The following is a 14337-nucleotide window of genomic DNA, read 5'->3' on the forward strand; positions in this document are numbered from 1 at the left end:
TCACGCCAGGGTCACGTCGACCGGGACCGGGCTGCGCACCGTGCCGGCCACCGGCGACCAAGCGACCGCGTGCGCGACCAGTTCGTCGAGTGCTTCGCGATCCGCCTCCGCGTCGAGCAGCACGCGCGCCCGCACGGCGGTGAAGCCGACCGGCTTCGGCCCGGTGTCGCCGGTGCCGATGTCGCCGGTGCCCCAGACCGAGGTGATGTTGATGTCGCCCTCCAGTTCCACCGCCAGCGAGCGGATAGCGATGCCGCGCGCCACCGCGTTGGCGTGGACGCCGACCGCCAGGCAGGATCCCAGCGCGGCCAGCAGCGCCTCCGACGGGTTGGGGGCGGTGTCGTCGCCCAGCAGCTGCGGCGGCTCGTCGATCACGTGGGCGGGCAGGTTGCGCACGAAGTTCAGGTGGCGGAAGCGCGCCTCGGCCACGGTGCGGACCTTGACGGTGCGGACCTGCGTCGGGTCGGCCTTGCCCTTGGCGATCAGGGCGTTCAGCCCGGCCTTGTCGATCGGGGCGAGGGACGCGGTGAGGGTGGTTTCGGTCATGGAAGGCTCCTTGGAGGGAAAGGTCAGGTGGTGCGCAGCCAGGCCGTGCGGCGGATCAGCGCCACGCACAGCCCGTCGAGCGCGAAGCCGATGGCGCCGATGGCCAGCACGGTGGCGGCCAGACGGTCGTATTGCAGGGTGTCGCGGGCGTCGTTGATGGCGTAGCCGAGGCCGGAGGTGACGCCCAGGAACTCGGCCGGGACCAGCACCACCCAGGCCACACCCAGCGCCAGCCGGATGCCGGTCAGGATGTCGGCCGCCACCGCCGGCAGCACGACGGTGGTCAGCAGGTGCCGCGCCCCGGCGCCCAGGTTGCGGGCGACCTTGAACCAGTGCGGGTCGACCTTGCGCAGGCCGGCGGCGGTGGCGAAGGTCACCGGCCATACGGCGGCGGCGGCGATCAGGAAGACGATGGCGCCGTCCCACGTGGGGAAGGCCAGCACCGCCACCGGCATCCAGGACAGGGGGCTTATCATGCGCAGGAGCTGGAACGGCAGGTGCGTCACCGCGCTGGCCGCGGGCGAGCGGCCGAGCAGGATGCCCAGCGGCACGCCCAGCGCCACGGCGATGGCCAGCCCGCCGCCGACCCGCCGCAGGCTGGGCACCGCCATGCCCCACAGCTCGCCTCGCCGCAGCATGCCGGCGAGCGCCGCCAGCGCCGGTCCCGGCGCGAAGTCGGCGAAGGCCGCCGTGCGCGGGTTGCCGGCCACCAGCGCCGCACCCAGCCACCACGCCGCCAGCAGCAGCGCCAGGCCGGCCGCGGCACAGGCGGCCTGCCGTATGAAGGAGGCCGCGCTCACGGCGACAGCACCTCCTGCCGGTCGAAGGGATCGCCGGGGTTGACGCTGGGATCCGCCTTCCACTCGGGGAAGCGGTCCAGGGCCCGGCGCACGAAGTCGTAGGCCACGAGGTCACGGGCCACGGCGTCCGGATCCAGGCGGTCGAGGAAGGTGCGGTCGCCGCCGACCACCGTCTTGCCCATCGCCTCGACGATCAGCTTCGTGGCGCTGGGGTAGGGCCAAGGCTGGAAGTCGATGCGCCCGTTGCCCCAGGCGGCGCGGTTGCGGTTGGCGCCGCTGGCGGCGTAGGCCGGGTCGTCGTAATGGCCGATCGCCCGCTCGATCACCGCCGCCGGCATCGGCAGGTAGTTGCGGCCGTCGGCGGACAGCAGCTTCGCCACGTCCTTCTTGTTGCGCGAGGCGTGGATCTCGGCGCGGACGACGGCGTTGACGACCTTCTGCGTCCACTCCGGGCGGCGGGTGGTGTTCTCCTCCTGCGTGGCGACGACGCAGCAGGGATGATTTTTCCAGATGTCGCCGGTGAAGCGCAGGATCCGCCCGCCGGCCTTCAGCTCGCCCAGCGCGTTGAAGGGTTCGGCGACGATGTAGCCGTCGATCTTTCCGGCGGCCAGCGCCGGTGGCATCTCCGGCGGCTGCAGGATCTGCAGGTTGACCTCGTCGGGCGCCAAGGCGTCGCCCTGCGGCTTGATCACCGGCTTCAATCCGGCCGAGCGCAGCGCCAGCTGCAGCACGATGTTGTGCATGGAGTACCAGAAGGGCACGGCGATCTGCTTGCCGCCGAGGTCCGCGAAGGACGTCACGCCGCCCTGCCCGGCGACCACCAGGGCGGAGCCGTTGGTGTGGCCCCACGCCAGGATCTTCACCGGCACGTTGTTGTTGTAGCGCATCCACACCGGGATGGGCTTCAGCAGGTGGACGAGGTTGAACTTTCCGGCGGCGAACCCCTCCACCATCGGCGCCCAGCCGCGGATAAGCGTGGGCGGTTCGACCTTCAGCCCCTCGTCCTCGAAGAAGCCCAACGCGTGGGCGACCAGCAGCGCGGTGGCGTCGGTGATGGGCAGGTAGCCGATGCGCACCACCTCGTCGTCCGGCGCCTGGGCGCGCGCCGGGCCGCCCGCCAGGAGCGCGGCGAGGCCGCCGGCCGCCATCCAGTCCAGCACGTGGCGGCGGGTGGGACGGGGGCCGAAGGGGCCGGTGCCGGGACCGCAGCAATCATCCATGGTGTGTCTCCCGAAAGCGGGCCTCAGGCCGACGGCGCGGCGAGGCCGAAGAGGGCGCCGAAGCGGCGCGGCAGGGGGGTGTCCGGCACGCTTTCCGCTGCACCGGCCGCCTCGAACGGCGCCAGCAGGGCGTCGCGGCAGGCCCGGAAGGCGGGATCCTCGCGCCGCCGCTCGGCGGGCAGCGCGATGCGCACGTCGGCGGTGACCCGGCCGGGGCGCGGCGCCATCACCACGGCGCGGTCGGCCATCAGCACCGCCTCGTCCAGGTCGTGGGTGACGATGACCAGCGTCAGGCCGAGCCGGCGGGCGATGGCCCGCACCTCGTCCTGCAAGGCCGCGCGGGTGAAGGCGTCGAGGGCGGAGAACGGCTCGTCGAGCAGCAGCAGCTCCGGTTCGGTGGCGAGCGAGCGGGCAAGCGCCACCCGCTGCTGCTGACCGCCGGAGAGGAGTTGGACGTTGTCGTCCGCGTGCCCCTCCAGGTGGACGAGCGCCAGCAGCGCCTCCGCCCTCTCCCGCGCGGCGCGCCTGCCGACGCCGGCATAGCGCAGGCCGAGCGCCACGTTCTCCGCGGCGCTCATCCACGGGAACAGCGACGGCTTCTGGAACATGACGTTCCAGCGCGCCGACGGGCCGGTGACGCGGTGCCCGCCGACGTGGACGCTGCCGCCGGCAGGATGCAGCAGGCCGGCCAGGATGTGCAGCAGCGTGGACTTGCCGCAGCCGCTGCGCCCGACCACCGCCACCGCCTCGCCATGCGCGACAGTCAGGTCGATGCCGGACAGGACCGGCGGGCGGCCTCTGCGGAAGGCGTGGCTGACGTTCCGGACGACGACGTGCGGTGTGTTGTCGGCTGACGTGGTCATGCTCGTCTCCGGTCGGGTTCGGCCCGCGTTTCGACGGCCTCCTGGCCGGCGTCGGGCACGGGCCGGACGCGCCAGCCGGCGCGGCGGAAGGCGATGCGCCGGCCAAGCGGCGGCGCATCGCCCAAGCCGGCCGCCAGTTCCGCCTTTTCGGTGAACGGCAGCAACGCGAGGTCGGCCAGGGATTCCAGGCGCGGGTAATGGCGCGCGCCGGCCTCCCACTTGCGCCGGCAGAAGGGCACACGCCGGGCCAACGCCGAAAGCTGCCGGCGCAGCAGCTTCAGGTGGATCGCGTCCAACTCGTCCGGTGTGGCGTATTCGAGCGGGTGTGGCATCGGTCCCTCGTCCCCTGTGGGTTCGATGCGGAATTCCGGCGCCAAAAGTCTATTTCGTCAATAGAGAATCGCGAACGATAAACGTGAAATCAGGATAAATTATCTACTTTACAAATAGGCAATTGAGCGCCACCCTTGCTCAGGAGCCACCCGATGGGAACAGGGAGAGACAGGTTCCGCTGCAAAGTTTGACGACGGGTGCGGCGGGCCGCAGGATCGGTGCCGTCAGGCGGCCGCGCCCGACAGGGTGGCGATGAAGGTCGTCTGGGCAGGCATGCCGTTGGCGGGAACGGCGGCGACATGCCCCTTGCGCGCCATCGCCGGGCACTCGCAGCCGGCGATCGTCCGGCGCGCGGTGTGGAAGCTTTTGCGGTGTGGAAGCTCTTGAAGCCGAGCCCCGGCCGGACCCGCCGCTTGATCCGCCGGTGATCCTGTTCGACGATGCGGGTCAGCGCACCGCACACAGGATCACCGCGGCCGTGATCTGCCAGCCCTTGAAGGGGCTCTTCTTGGACCGTATGACCTTGCCACCCCCGCCGCCGAAAGCGGCCGGGTTCTACCCGATCCCACCCAGCCGCAAGCGCTGCAACAAAACCCCCCCGGAATGCGACGCGGTGGCCGTGTCATACCGGCGGCGCTTGATGGCTTCCAATTGAGCGCCGCCGGTAAAACCCGACAGATCAATGCGATAGCTCTCGCCCTTTGCTAAGCAAAGGGCTGCCGCCAGCGCGTTCAGAATGAAAGCGCGATAGGCATTGATTGAAAGGATGATACGGACGGCGCCTTCAGGCGCCGTCCGTATCATCTGACAACCGCGCCAGGATTCCGGGGCGAACCACACCCAAAGGCAGCGCCGCCTTCAAAAAGTTGGCGGCCTGGTCGTGTATTATCCAATTCGCGACAGTTCAGGCGTCCTATCCGCGGACGCAGGCTGAACATCCGCCTTGCCGCGCATTTCCGTCAGCATCTCGCGGATGTGCTTCACGTCGTTCTCGATCATGGCGAGGCGCACCTCGCTGCTCTCCTCGGTGACCTCGACGCCCTGTTCGCTCATGCGGGCCCGGGCGTCCTCTTCCTTGGCGTCCTCCATGGCGCCCACGATGATGCCGAACAGCAGGTTCAGCGTCGTGAAGGTCGTGAAGATGATGAAGATGACGAAGAACGGCCAGGCGCCCGGCTTGTGCTCCAGCACCTTGTCGGCGATGTCGGGCCAGCCTTCCAGCGTCATCATCTTGAACAGCGTGAACAGCGACGCGCCAAGGCCGCCGAACAGGTCGGGGTTGGTGTCGCGGAAGAAGTTGGTGCCCATTACGGCGGCCACGTAGTACATGACCAGCAGCACGCCGGCCACCGACGCCGCGCCGGGGATGGCCTTGAACATGCCGCTGACGACCCGGCGCATGGCGGGCAGCGCCGTGGCCAGACGCATCAGCCGCAGCACGCGCAGCGACCGCAGCACCGACAGCTCGCCCGACGCCGGGACCAGGGCGATGCCGACAACCAGGAAGTCGAAGACGTTCCAGCCGTCCCTGAAGAAGCCGGCGCGCAGCACGATGAGCTTCAGCACGATCTCGATGCAGAAGATGACCAGACACACATTGTCCAGCATCTCGAGCGCGTGCACCTGGCTTTCGCTGAGGCCTTCCACCGTCTGAACGCCGAGGATGATGGCGTTGACCAGGATGACGCCGATGATGGACCATTGAAAGACGGGATTGTTGATCAGATTGCGGATTGAAGAAACCATACATGCTCTCCTGGAATTCTCTTTGCCTGTCCGTAGACGGCGGTTGTTCGGGTGGTCGTGTTCGGGTGGTCGACAAGGGCGGGATCCGGGCCATCGCCACGCACGCCGGCAAGGGTAGAAAAGCGCCCCGCGTACAAGATTCCATTGACGGGACGTCAGGCACCCGCGCCGACGTCACAGGCACGACAGCCGCGCTGACCAGAGGACGCGTCCCTCACCGGCCGGCGCGGCGCTGTCCCTACCCCTTGCGGGCCCGCAAGGCCGCGAGACGGTCGGACAGGTTCGTCGACGCGGGCTGGCCGGACGCGGCGGCCAGGGCGGCGGCAATGTTGGGATCCTCCTGCTCCGGACGGGTCGGCGTCAGGAGCTTGGCCTTGGCATGGGCCGATTCGGCAGAGGCCAAGTCGCGCGCGGTGGCGTCCTGCATCGCCTTCAACGCCACGCTCAGGCCGCTGGTGGTGCTGGCCAGGCCGGCGGCGCGGCGGGCGGCTTCCGCTTGGCGTTCGGCCATCTGTCGCTGCTGCTCGGCCCGGCCCATGTCACGCTCGGCCCGCTGGAGTTGGGATTTCGCCCCCTTCAGCTTGGCACCGGCGTCGGCGTAGCTCTTTTCCAGCATTTCCACGAATTCCAAGGCGTCCGCGGCGTCCTGGGCCTCGCGGCCGACATCGGGCGCCATCTCCTCAAGCATGGCGACGATGGTGGCGAGGCTCTTTTCCAGCGACGCCTTGCGCGCCGGATCGGCCTCGACCTCCATCTGCCGCTGCAGCTGCTCGGCCGCGGCCATGCGCTGATCGGACAGCTTGCGGATCTCGTCCGCCTCCTTCTTTTCGCGTTCATACGAGGCTCGCGCCTCGGCGACCTGGACGCCAAGGTCGTCCAGGTGCTGCTCCATGGTCCGCAGTTCCGCCTCCGTGGCGGACTTGGGGTCCCAGCGCACCAGCGCCTCGACCGCGCCCTGAACGGCCTGGTCGGTCTTCACGCCGAGCAGATTGCGGATGAACGAAATCATGCACGTGTCTCCTAGGGGAACGGAATTCGGATAGGGATCAGCCCGCCATCGCGGCGGCGTTCATCAGGGCCACGGCCAGCTGGACCCCGAGCAGCGTGGCGGCGCTCGCCACGTTGCCCGCCTCGATCTGCCCGCGCAGCCCGGGGATCAGCAGGGCCGCCGCCGCGAAGGCGACCAGCTGCAGGATGAGCGCGACCACACCCCAGAGGGCGATGTCCACCACGGCATGGTTGGTGGCCAGCGTCGCCGCCAGGGGGATCGAGAGGGCGACGATGGTGCCGGCCAAGGTGATCCCGGCGGCCACGTTGCCTTCCGCCACGAGGTGGCGCTCGTTGAAGGGAGTGATCCGCATGTAGACCGCCGCCCCACCGACCAGCAGGACGAGGGTGACGGCAAACTGGCCGAGCAGGACCGGCAGGCCGGTGCCCAGCGCTTGGAGGATGGCTGCGAAGGTGGTGTCCATGGTGCTCGCCGCTGTCTTCAGGAATGGGAAGGCGTCGTCTGGATGGGGGAAGGACCGTCAGGCGAGGGACAGCGACGCCGGGTTGACGTCGATGCCGGCGGCGACCTGGACCCAGGCTTGACCATCCTGTTCGATCACCTGGACCAGGACGTACTCCGTCTCCGGCGCCGGATCCGCTGCCCCGGTGGCGGCGGCATAGAGCATCGCCTGATTGGTGGCGGTCCGGGTGCCGCGCACGGTCTCCACCGTCTCCGCCAGTTCGAACGGCTTGATCCGGCTTTGCCCCGGCGACCACGCGCGCTGGTAGAGGTTGCCGTCCTTGGTCTGGAACTCCGGCCAGCCGATCATGCCTTCCTTCTTGTCCAGCCAGAAAGCCCACTCCCCCGCGTCGGCCGGCGAGACCTCGTCGATCACCGCGAAGTAGCGGCACTCGTCGGGCACGTTGTCGGCGTTCAGATGGAGCTGGAAGAAGCCTTTGCCGCCGGGAACATACAGGCGGTAGGCCGTGACGCCGCCCGCGCGCACCGTTCCCACCGCTTCCACCCCGACCAGCCGGTCGGTGCCGCTGACCTCGGGCGCCACCACCTTGGTCGCGCCCGCGGCCAGCAGGAAAGGCGCCGGATCGACGGTCAGCGTCATGCCCAGGCGGAACAGCGACGGGCTGTAGCGCTCCCCGGACAGTTTCTGGTGGACGTAGTTGCCGAGGGTTCCGAACAGCGGCACGGCGTCTTTCTCCCTTTTTGCGTTCGCGGCCGGCACCCTGGCCGCCGCAGCTTGGCGGCGACGGCGCCAGACGAGCCAGAAAACGAGCAGAGCCGCGGCCAGCAGCAGGACGATCCACCACGTGCCGCCCATGCCGGCGCCCTGCTGCGCCGCTCCATCGGAGCGGGCCAAGTCGACCGAGACGTCGGGCGGCAAACGGCCGGGGCTGCGCGGCTCGTTCGAATAGCGCGCGACCGCGCTGTCCAGGCCGCCGAGCTTGCTCCGCAACGCGGCGTCGCCGTCCGCCAAGCGCTCGGCGTGGGTTCGCCACGCGTGGACACCGGGGTCGTCGGCGTTGTCGTGGAAAAAGGCGGCGTGGCCGGGCCGGCTCAATGTGTCCAACAGGAACCATAGAAACAGGCCGTTCCACAGCCCGAACTGCGGCGCCGATCCAATGGCATGGGGCGGTGGCGTCCAGCCGTACCGGCTCCACGGGTCAGCGCGCGTCGCTGCGGGCCGGGGAGCTGCGCTGGACCGAGGCACCCGGACGTGCGGCAGTTCGAAGGAATCGGACGACTTGGCCTCATCCGACGGGCGTGACGTCTTCGCCGCGGTTCTGCCGGGGGCCGGCGCGGCCACCGGCGGTGCGCGCTCCGTCTGCTGGCGGCTGCGGTAGTGGTCGAGCGCATCGGCGGCTGCCTGACGGCTGAACGCCTGATCGCCGGCGCTGGAGGGGCGAGTGGCCGACGAGGGCCGATCCGCAGCGGTGTTCAAGCCCGGGCGGCTGTAGCCCCCGCTCGATGGCCCCGGATCGCTCCGGGAAACGGTGATGGACGACGGCGTGCGGGGCGCCGACGGCCGGGAGTAGCCGCCGCTGCTGGCCGACGGGGTCCGCGACGACGAGGACGGCCGGGAATAGCCGCCCGATGATTTTGCCGACCGAGCCCAACTGTCCGTCGGTGTGAACGCCGTGCCGGCGGCCGACAGCGCGGAGACCGCGAGCACGGGCGCCACCAGCCGACCCGCCGGCACGCCGGCGGGATGCAGCGCCACAAGCAGGGCTAGAATCGCGGCTCGAACTGGCTGGCTTATCAGCGGACGGCGCATGCACGGCTCCACGCGGGGGAGCGACTGCCGCGACCCGTGCCGCGGCAGTTCTGCCCACTTACTTCTCGGCTGCGGCCAGCGTGTTGATCGCCTGCGCCCACAGAATGAACTTGTTCGTCGCGAGATCGCGGATCGACTTGATGCCGAACGCCGCCTTCAGCGCCTCGGCGTCCTTGTCCGACACTCCCTGGAGGGCGGCCGGCGACAGCTCAGCCACTTCCTTCAACGGCTTTTTCTCATGCGCCTTGTCAAGAACGTGCTCCAGGCTCTGATTCATTATAAACTCCATTGCAGGCAGAACATCGTAGGTCAATAGAAAGAAGCAATTTTCTTTTGTCCAGACAAAACCATCACAGTGGTGGCTCTGCCGTAAATGTCGTGGCAGAATTGTAGCGACGGCAGCAAATGTCACCCCTGTAATTTCGTATCGCCGCGCGCAACAGAACCGATATATCCGCATCGGCTTCTGATGGAATGGACGCCCCTTCGTCTCTGGTGTGTGACATCACTTGAAGGGGATTGGCTCTCTGGAGACGGAGGGGTGGAGATCGGGTAGAACCCGGCCGCTTTCGGCGGCTGGGGTGGCACGGTGATACGGCCCTGGGATCCGGTACCGCTTGGACTGTGCCCGTGAAAAGCGCCGCACCCGGCGCGAAGCGTCGCCCGGGTGCGGCGGCAGACCGGCTACTCAGCGGGCTGGAGCACACCCGCGGCGTGGCCGTGGGCCGGCGCATGGGCGTGCGCCGGACCGTGGGCCGGGCCGTGCGCGGGCGTTTCCAGCAGGCGGTTCAGGTAGCCGAGCATCACGGCCGAGACGATGAACAGCGTGTGGATGACGCACTGCCACAGCACCGCCTTCTCGTTCAGGTGATGCTCGGAGTTGACGAAGGTCTTCAGCAGGTGGATCGACGAGATGCCGATCAGCGCCATGGCCAGCTTGACCTTCATGGTGTTGGCGTTGACGTGGCTCAGCCACTCCGGACAGTCCGGATGCCCCTCCACCCGCAGGCGCGACACGAAGGTCTCGTAGCCGCCGATGATCACCATGATCAGCAGGTTCGAGATCATCACCACGTCGATCAGGCCGAGGATGAGCAGCACCGCCGCGCTCTCGTCCATGGTGGGATGGTGGAAGATCTCGGCGATCTCGTGGAAGAAGCGGTACACGTAATAGGCCTGCGCCAGGATCAGGCCGATGTAGAGCGGCGCCTGCAGCCAGCGGCTGAGGAATACGAGTTGGGCGATGCCGCGGGTCATGGCGTCGGGACGTCGGCGGCCCTGATGGTGGCCGTGGAAGTGATGCTGGCTCATGCGCGTGACTTCCTTGGGGTGCGCGTGTCCGTGCCGCCGGTCAGGCCGGAACGGCAATCTTTTCGACCACCGCGAGCGGCGCCTCGGCGCGGTACGCCGCTTCGATCTGGCCGCGGTGGAGGTGGGTGAGGCGCTGGATGGCGGCCGGTTCGGGCTCGCGGCCCCCGGCGCCATCCTTGGATTCGCGCCACGCCAGCATGGCGAGTGCCTGGGCGAGCACGTCGATCAGCCCCGGGTCCTCCTCCAGCAGGCGGGCGAGCGCGCGCCGTTCGAACTCGTAGGCGAGCACCGCCGTCTCGGCGACGACCTTGGCAACCTGCGGCTGGCAGGCGAACAGGGAACGGCGGCCGAACGATTCGGTGGAAATGAAGCGCTCGTCGACGAGCTTCGCGCCGTCGCGGTCGGTCATGGTCCGCTTTGCCATGCCCTCGCCGATGATGAACAGCGAATGCCGCCGCTCGCCGGCGTTGACGATGGTGGCGCCGGCCGCATAGTGGTGGTCGATCAGCAGTTCGGTGATGCGCTGGCAGACGTCCTCGGGCAGGGACCGGAAGACGCGGCATTGCTGGACCAGACGGAAGGTGTCCATGGACCGGTCGGCGATGCGGGCCCGGCGCGGCGACTGGATGATCTCCGACTTGGGGAAGGACACGGTGATGCCGGCGTCGCGCATGCACTGCAGGATGTTCTTGATCACCGCGTGTTCCGACTTCTTCCAGTCGGCGAAGGCGGCGATGGTCACGCCGACCTCGTAGACCACGCCGTCACGTTCCATCTTGCGCGCGAACACGGTGGGCGGCGCCACGTGCTTGACGCCGGCCGCGCCCAGCGCGGCGGCGTAAAGGATACGCTCGGCGCTCTCCACCGAGGTGTCGTAGTCGATCACCACCTCGATCAGCCGGGTCGAGCGCGTGCCGTCCAGCGCCGACAGGTTCATGATGACGGCGTTGGACAGGCTCAGGTTCGGCAGGATGAGGTTGCCCGTCGGCGTCTGCAGCGTGGTGGCGCGCCAGGTGATCTTCAGCACCTTGCCCTGCCACTTGTCGTTGATGCGCACCGTGTCGCCGGGCTTCAGCGGCTTTTCGATGTTGAGCAGCACGCCGGTGAAGGCGGCCAGCAGCATGTCGCGCAGCGCCAGGCCGATGACCATCACGGAGGCGCCGCCGGTGGCGACCAGCGCGGTGATGTCCCGCTTGAAGACGACGGCCAGGATGACGCAGATGCCGATGAAGATGACCAGCACGCCGGTCAGGTCGCCGACCAGCGGTGGGATCTGCTTGCCCGACCGCCGCTCCAGCCAGCCGTGGATGACGTCCTGGCGCACGAAGCGGGCGGCCAGCAGCGAGGCGACGAACAGGAAGGCCGCCATCAGGTACTGCACCAGCGACGCCTGGGGCAGGCCCGAGACGAAGGCCAGCGGCCGGGTGAACAGGTCGTCGAGCAGCAACACCACGCCGAGGACGGCGGCGATGGCGGCATAACGCCCGTATCGTACCGAGAAGTTGCTCATCGTGCCCCCCTTACGCCGCGACCGGCAGACGGAACACGAAGCCCGGATCGTTGGCCTTGACGGAAGGCTCCAGCGTGCCGCCGTAGAACTCGATGATGACGCGCGACAGCACCACGCCGACCAGCGGAGCCGCGTTCGGCGTCGCCGTCGGCGTGGCGCCGAGGCGTGAGAGGAACTGGCGCGATTCGTCCAGCAGCGCCTCGTCCGGCGCGCCGGCCGCCGCGAAGGCCGAGCCGCTCACCGACACCTCCAGCCAGCCGGCGTCGTTCACGCGCCCGCTCAGCGCGATCTTGCCCTGGCCGCCGCGCTGGGCGGCGTAGCCGACGAGGCCGCTGACGGCGCGGCGCAGCAGGTCGCCGTCGGCGCGCGTCGCCGGCAGGTCGGCCGGCATGGCGGTGGTGATGGCGAGCTGCGGCAGACGGCGGTAGGCGGCAACGTCCTCGTTCAGGACCTTGCCCACCACGTCCGGCAGCGACAGGAGCGGCGTGTCGGCCTTCACCAGCTTCTGGCGGAACAGCTCCAGTTGCTGGTAGTCGGCCGCCAGCCGGCCGAGACGGGTGGTTTCCGACAGGGCGAAGGCGAACCGCTCGCGCAACGCGGTGGCTGCGGCGTCGTCGGGTTTGCGCCCTTCGGCCACGGCTTCGACCGTCTGCGCCACCGACTGGAGTTGGCCGGCGACCGCCTGCAGCGGTTCGCTGACGGCGGTCACCAGGTTGGTGAAGAAGCCACGCTTGATGACGTCCACTTCCTTCAGCTTGGCGACGGCGGCGTCGCAGGCGGCGGCGCGCTCTTCCAGTTCGATCTTCTGGCGGTTGAGCGCGCGCGTCAGCCCCTCGCGCATGGAGCCGAACTTGAGCAGGCCGAAGCTGCCGACGACGGTGATGATCAGGAAGAGGATGCCGGTCTTGATCGCCACCGACTGCTGCACCTCGGCGAAGGCGTCGGTGACGTCCAGCACGTTGGCGACGACGATGGTCGGCACGCCGGAAAAGTTGACGACCGGGAAGGTCTTCACGAACACGGTCTTGCTGCCGGAACTGGCCAGCGTGTAGCCCTTGGCGCGCGGGTCGAACTCCATGCCGCGCATCGTTTCGCCGGTGATCGGGTCGGAATAGAGGTAGAAGACGTCGTTGCCTTTCCAGGCGTCGTTCTTCGGGTCGGCGGGGCGCTCCACCCGGTCCGACACCTCCTTCATCAGGCCGACGGACCACTTCAGGCCGGTGGTGGCGCCGGCGCGCTCCAGCGGGATGTCGAAGCCGGTGGCGTACTCGACGACGCCGACGTGCTTGTCCTCGACGACCACGGGGACGATGGCGCGGATGGCGATGATGCCGCCGGCCCCGGTTTCGATCGCCGAGATGCGCTGGCGCCGCTCGTTGGCGGCCACGACCGACTTGCGGAAGTTGCTCAGATCCTGCCCGAAGCTCTTGGCATCACCGGCGCGGTAGTAGAGCTTGGCCGGCGGCTGCCAGAAGTTCAGCTGGGCCACCCCGTGCGTCTTTTCCAGCGTCTCCTTGTAGAAGGGCTCCATGCGGGCGACGAGGCCGGCGCGGTCGTCACGGGCGAACGCCTCGATGGTGACGCGGCTCTGCAGCATGACGTCGGCGGCGATGTTCATCGCGCGGAAGCGTGCCTGCACGAGATCGCGGAAGACGGCCTCGAAGCGATCGGCGTTGCGGTCGGCGTTCTTGACGATGGCGCCGGTGCCATTGGCGTATTCGTTGATGGCATAGAACGCCGACAACACCGCCGCGGCGGCCATGACGCCAACAACGACTACCAGCTTTGCTGTGAATGAACCGGCTTTATCCGCCGATCCGGCTTTCGATGCACTAGCCATCTGCCAATATCCTCCAGGATTCCGTCACTTCGATACATCTTTATTAAACGTGGACAGGCCGCCGCCTGCGGCCTACAGTGCGCGACCAACCCTTCACAACTCTAGCGGGCGCCCGATGGGAGAAAACGAGATCTGGTGTCGCGCCTGGCGGCTGCTGGTGAAGCACCAGCGCGAAGTCGACGCCGTCATCACCCAGGAGATCGAGCGCTGCATCGCCGCTGGCGACGCGGACGGCGCCGATGACTGGCGCCGGGTGCTGGCCGCGCTGGACGACCTGCGTTAGCCCCGCCGCAAGCCTGGACTGCCGTCGCCCGGTCGGGAATCCGACGGAACCGGAACGCGGGTGTCGCCCGCGACCGCATGCCTTGCCGCGAAGTTCCACACTTCCACCTCGAAAACCTCAAATACCCGCACAGCGCCGGCACACATCGAGGAAAGTCCACGACATCCCAACGCAGCTATGCTGCCCAGCAACTTACCCAAAAGCAATAGTATAAAGTCAAACAAAAATCGCGTATTACACAAACGTAACAGCAATGTGGACGGCCATCCACATCCTATCAACATTGCATTGACACGCTTGATTCTACGCCTTGCAATGAACGCACGACAATATAGTGTGCGCAGCCATGGCCGATGCCCGCCGGGCTGGCCGTTATCCCCACCTGAAATTGGAGGAAGTCATGCTTCGCACACTGGCTTTGTCGTCGCTGCTCGTCGTCGGCCTCGCGGGGGCGGCCCTGGCACAGTCGGCCAACGTCGTCGGCACCTACACCTACAACGGCACCGACACCGACGGTTCGGCCTACAAGGAGGCCGGCACCGTCGTGGTGACGAACGAGAAGTCGGGCGCGCTGAGCGTGAAGTGGGACGGCGGCGACTACGTC

16 protein-coding genes are annotated in these 14337 nt (G+C 68.3%); 2 read left to right on the forward strand and 14 right to left on the reverse strand.

From position 1 onward, the window contains the following. The 14 genes from VED21_RS30910 to VED21_RS30980 all read right to left on the reverse strand — a co-directional run bounded on the left by VED21_RS30910 (position 1) and on the right by VED21_RS30980 (position 13372). Complete coding sequence (locus VED21_RS30910) at positions 1-546, reverse strand: OsmC family protein (protein WP_324889396.1); 546 nt, start codon at positions 544-546, stop codon at positions 1-3. Positions 547-569: 23 nt separating this feature from the next. Next, complete coding sequence (locus VED21_RS30915) at positions 570-1346, reverse strand: ABC transporter permease (RefSeq protein ID WP_324889397.1); 777 nt, start codon at positions 1344-1346, stop codon at positions 570-572. Further along, complete coding sequence (locus tag VED21_RS30920) at positions 1343-2566, reverse strand: ABC transporter substrate-binding protein (RefSeq protein WP_324889398.1); 1224 nt, start codon at positions 2564-2566, stop codon at positions 1343-1345. Before VED21_RS30920 ends, VED21_RS30915 begins: the two co-directional genes overlap by 4 nt. Before the next feature lie 23 nt (positions 2567-2589). Further along, the gene (locus tag VED21_RS30925; RefSeq protein ID WP_324889400.1) at positions 2590-3429 is read right to left on the reverse strand and encodes an ABC transporter ATP-binding protein; all 840 of its coding nucleotides are present in this window, start codon (positions 3427-3429) and stop codon (positions 2590-2592) included. Further along, the gene (locus VED21_RS30930) at positions 3426-3761 is read right to left on the reverse strand and encodes a hypothetical protein (RefSeq protein WP_324889401.1); all 336 of its coding nucleotides are present in this window, start codon (positions 3759-3761) and stop codon (positions 3426-3428) included. The genes VED21_RS30925 and VED21_RS30930 overlap by 4 nt, the downstream gene beginning before the upstream one ends. A 556-nt stretch (positions 3762-4317) precedes the next feature. After that, positions 4318-4566, reverse strand: a complete 249-nt coding sequence (locus tag VED21_RS30940) for a hypothetical protein (RefSeq protein ID WP_324889402.1) — start codon at positions 4564-4566, stop codon at positions 4318-4320. A gap of 81 nt (positions 4567-4647) precedes the next feature. Further along, positions 4648-5508, reverse strand: a complete 861-nt coding sequence (locus tag VED21_RS30945) for an ion transporter (protein WP_324889404.1) — start codon at positions 5506-5508, stop codon at positions 4648-4650. Between the two features lie 238 nt (positions 5509-5746). Beyond that, complete coding sequence (locus tag VED21_RS30950) at positions 5747-6517, reverse strand: hypothetical protein (RefSeq protein ID WP_324889406.1); 771 nt, start codon at positions 6515-6517, stop codon at positions 5747-5749. A gap of 37 nt (positions 6518-6554) precedes the next feature. Beyond that, positions 6555-6980, reverse strand: coding sequence for a DUF350 domain-containing protein (locus VED21_RS30955; protein WP_324889407.1), 426 nt, complete (start codon positions 6978-6980; stop codon positions 6555-6557). A gap of 57 nt (positions 6981-7037) precedes the next feature. Then, entirely contained in the window at positions 7038-8789 is a 1752-nt protein-coding gene (locus tag VED21_RS30960; protein ID WP_324889409.1) for a DUF2491 family protein, read from the reverse strand. Between the two features lie 58 nt (positions 8790-8847). After that, a complete protein-coding gene (locus VED21_RS30965) occupies positions 8848-9066 on the reverse strand; it encodes a hypothetical protein (protein ID WP_324889411.1) in 219 nt (72 codons plus the stop codon). A 407-nt stretch (positions 9067-9473) separates the two neighbouring features. Beyond that, positions 9474-10100, reverse strand: coding sequence for a TIGR00645 family protein (locus tag VED21_RS30970; protein WP_324889413.1), 627 nt, complete (start codon positions 10098-10100; stop codon positions 9474-9476). Positions 10101-10140: 40 nt separating this feature from the next. Continuing rightward, positions 10141-11610, reverse strand: a complete 1470-nt coding sequence (locus VED21_RS30975) for a mechanosensitive ion channel family protein (protein WP_324889416.1) — start codon at positions 11608-11610, stop codon at positions 10141-10143. 10 nt (positions 11611-11620) lie between these two features. Continuing rightward, the gene (locus VED21_RS30980) at positions 11621-13372 is read right to left on the reverse strand and encodes a cache domain-containing protein (RefSeq protein WP_324889418.1); all 1752 of its coding nucleotides are present in this window, start codon (positions 13370-13372) and stop codon (positions 11621-11623) included. Positions 13373-13565: 193 nt separating this feature from the next. Here VED21_RS30980 and VED21_RS30985 point away from each other — a divergent pair, with 193 nt between their 5' ends. Together VED21_RS30985 and VED21_RS30990 are read left to right on the forward strand one after the other, a co-directional pair. Then, a complete protein-coding gene (locus VED21_RS30985) occupies positions 13566-13733 on the forward strand; it encodes a hypothetical protein (RefSeq protein WP_324889419.1) in 168 nt (55 codons plus the stop codon). Between the two features lie 400 nt (positions 13734-14133). After that, positions 14134-14337, forward strand: a 204-nt coding sequence (locus VED21_RS30990; RefSeq protein ID WP_324889420.1) for a hypothetical protein, incomplete at its 3' end; no start/stop codon positions are given.

It is taken from the genome of Azospirillum sp. (assembly GCF_035627195.1).
In the GTDB taxonomy this organism is placed as follows: Bacteria; Pseudomonadota; Alphaproteobacteria; order Azospirillales; family Azospirillaceae; genus Azospirillum.

Excerpts from the sequence above, each read along its gene's own strand:
- VED21_RS30980 (WP_324889418.1), bottom strand. The coding sequence starts at position 13,372 with ATGGCCGCCGCGGCGGTGTTGTCGGCGTTCTATGCCATCAACGAATAC.
- VED21_RS30940 (WP_324889402.1), bottom strand. The coding sequence starts at position 4,566 with ATGATACGGACGGCGCCTGAAGGCGCCGTCCGTATCATCCTTTCAATC.
- VED21_RS30960 (WP_324889409.1), bottom strand. The coding sequence starts at position 8,789 with ATGCGCCGTCCGCTGATAAGCCAGCCAGTTCGAGCCGCGATTCTAGCC.
- VED21_RS30950 (WP_324889406.1), bottom strand. The coding sequence starts at position 6,517 with ATGATTTCGTTCATCCGCAATCTGCTCGGCGTGAAGACCGACCAGGCC.
- VED21_RS30930 (WP_324889401.1), bottom strand. The coding sequence starts at position 3,761 with ATGCCACACCCGCTCGAATACGCCACACCGGACGAGTTGGACGCGATC.
- VED21_RS30925 (WP_324889400.1), bottom strand. The coding sequence starts at position 3,429 with ATGACCACGTCAGCCGACAACACACCGCACGTCGTCGTCCGGAACGTC.
- VED21_RS30965 (WP_324889411.1), bottom strand. The coding sequence starts at position 9,066 with ATGAATCAGAGCCTGGAGCACGTTCTTGACAAGGCGCATGAGAAAAAG.
- VED21_RS30920 (WP_324889398.1), bottom strand. The coding sequence starts at position 2,566 with ATGGATGATTGCTGCGGTCCCGGCACCGGCCCCTTCGGCCCCCGTCCC.
- VED21_RS30975 (WP_324889416.1), bottom strand. The coding sequence starts at position 11,610 with ATGAGCAACTTCTCGGTACGATACGGGCGTTATGCCGCCATCGCCGCC.
- VED21_RS30955 (WP_324889407.1), bottom strand. The coding sequence starts at position 6,980 with ATGGACACCACCTTCGCAGCCATCCTCCAAGCGCTGGGCACCGGCCTG.
- VED21_RS30910 (WP_324889396.1), bottom strand. The coding sequence starts at position 546 with ATGACCGAAACCACCCTCACCGCGTCCCTCGCCCCGATCGACAAGGCC.
- VED21_RS30970 (WP_324889413.1), bottom strand. The coding sequence starts at position 10,100 with ATGAGCCAGCATCACTTCCACGGCCACCATCAGGGCCGCCGACGTCCC.
- VED21_RS30985 (WP_324889419.1), top strand. The coding sequence starts at position 13,566 with ATGGGAGAAAACGAGATCTGGTGTCGCGCCTGGCGGCTGCTGGTGAAG.
- VED21_RS30945 (WP_324889404.1), bottom strand. The coding sequence starts at position 5,508 with ATGGTTTCTTCAATCCGCAATCTGATCAACAATCCCGTCTTTCAATGG.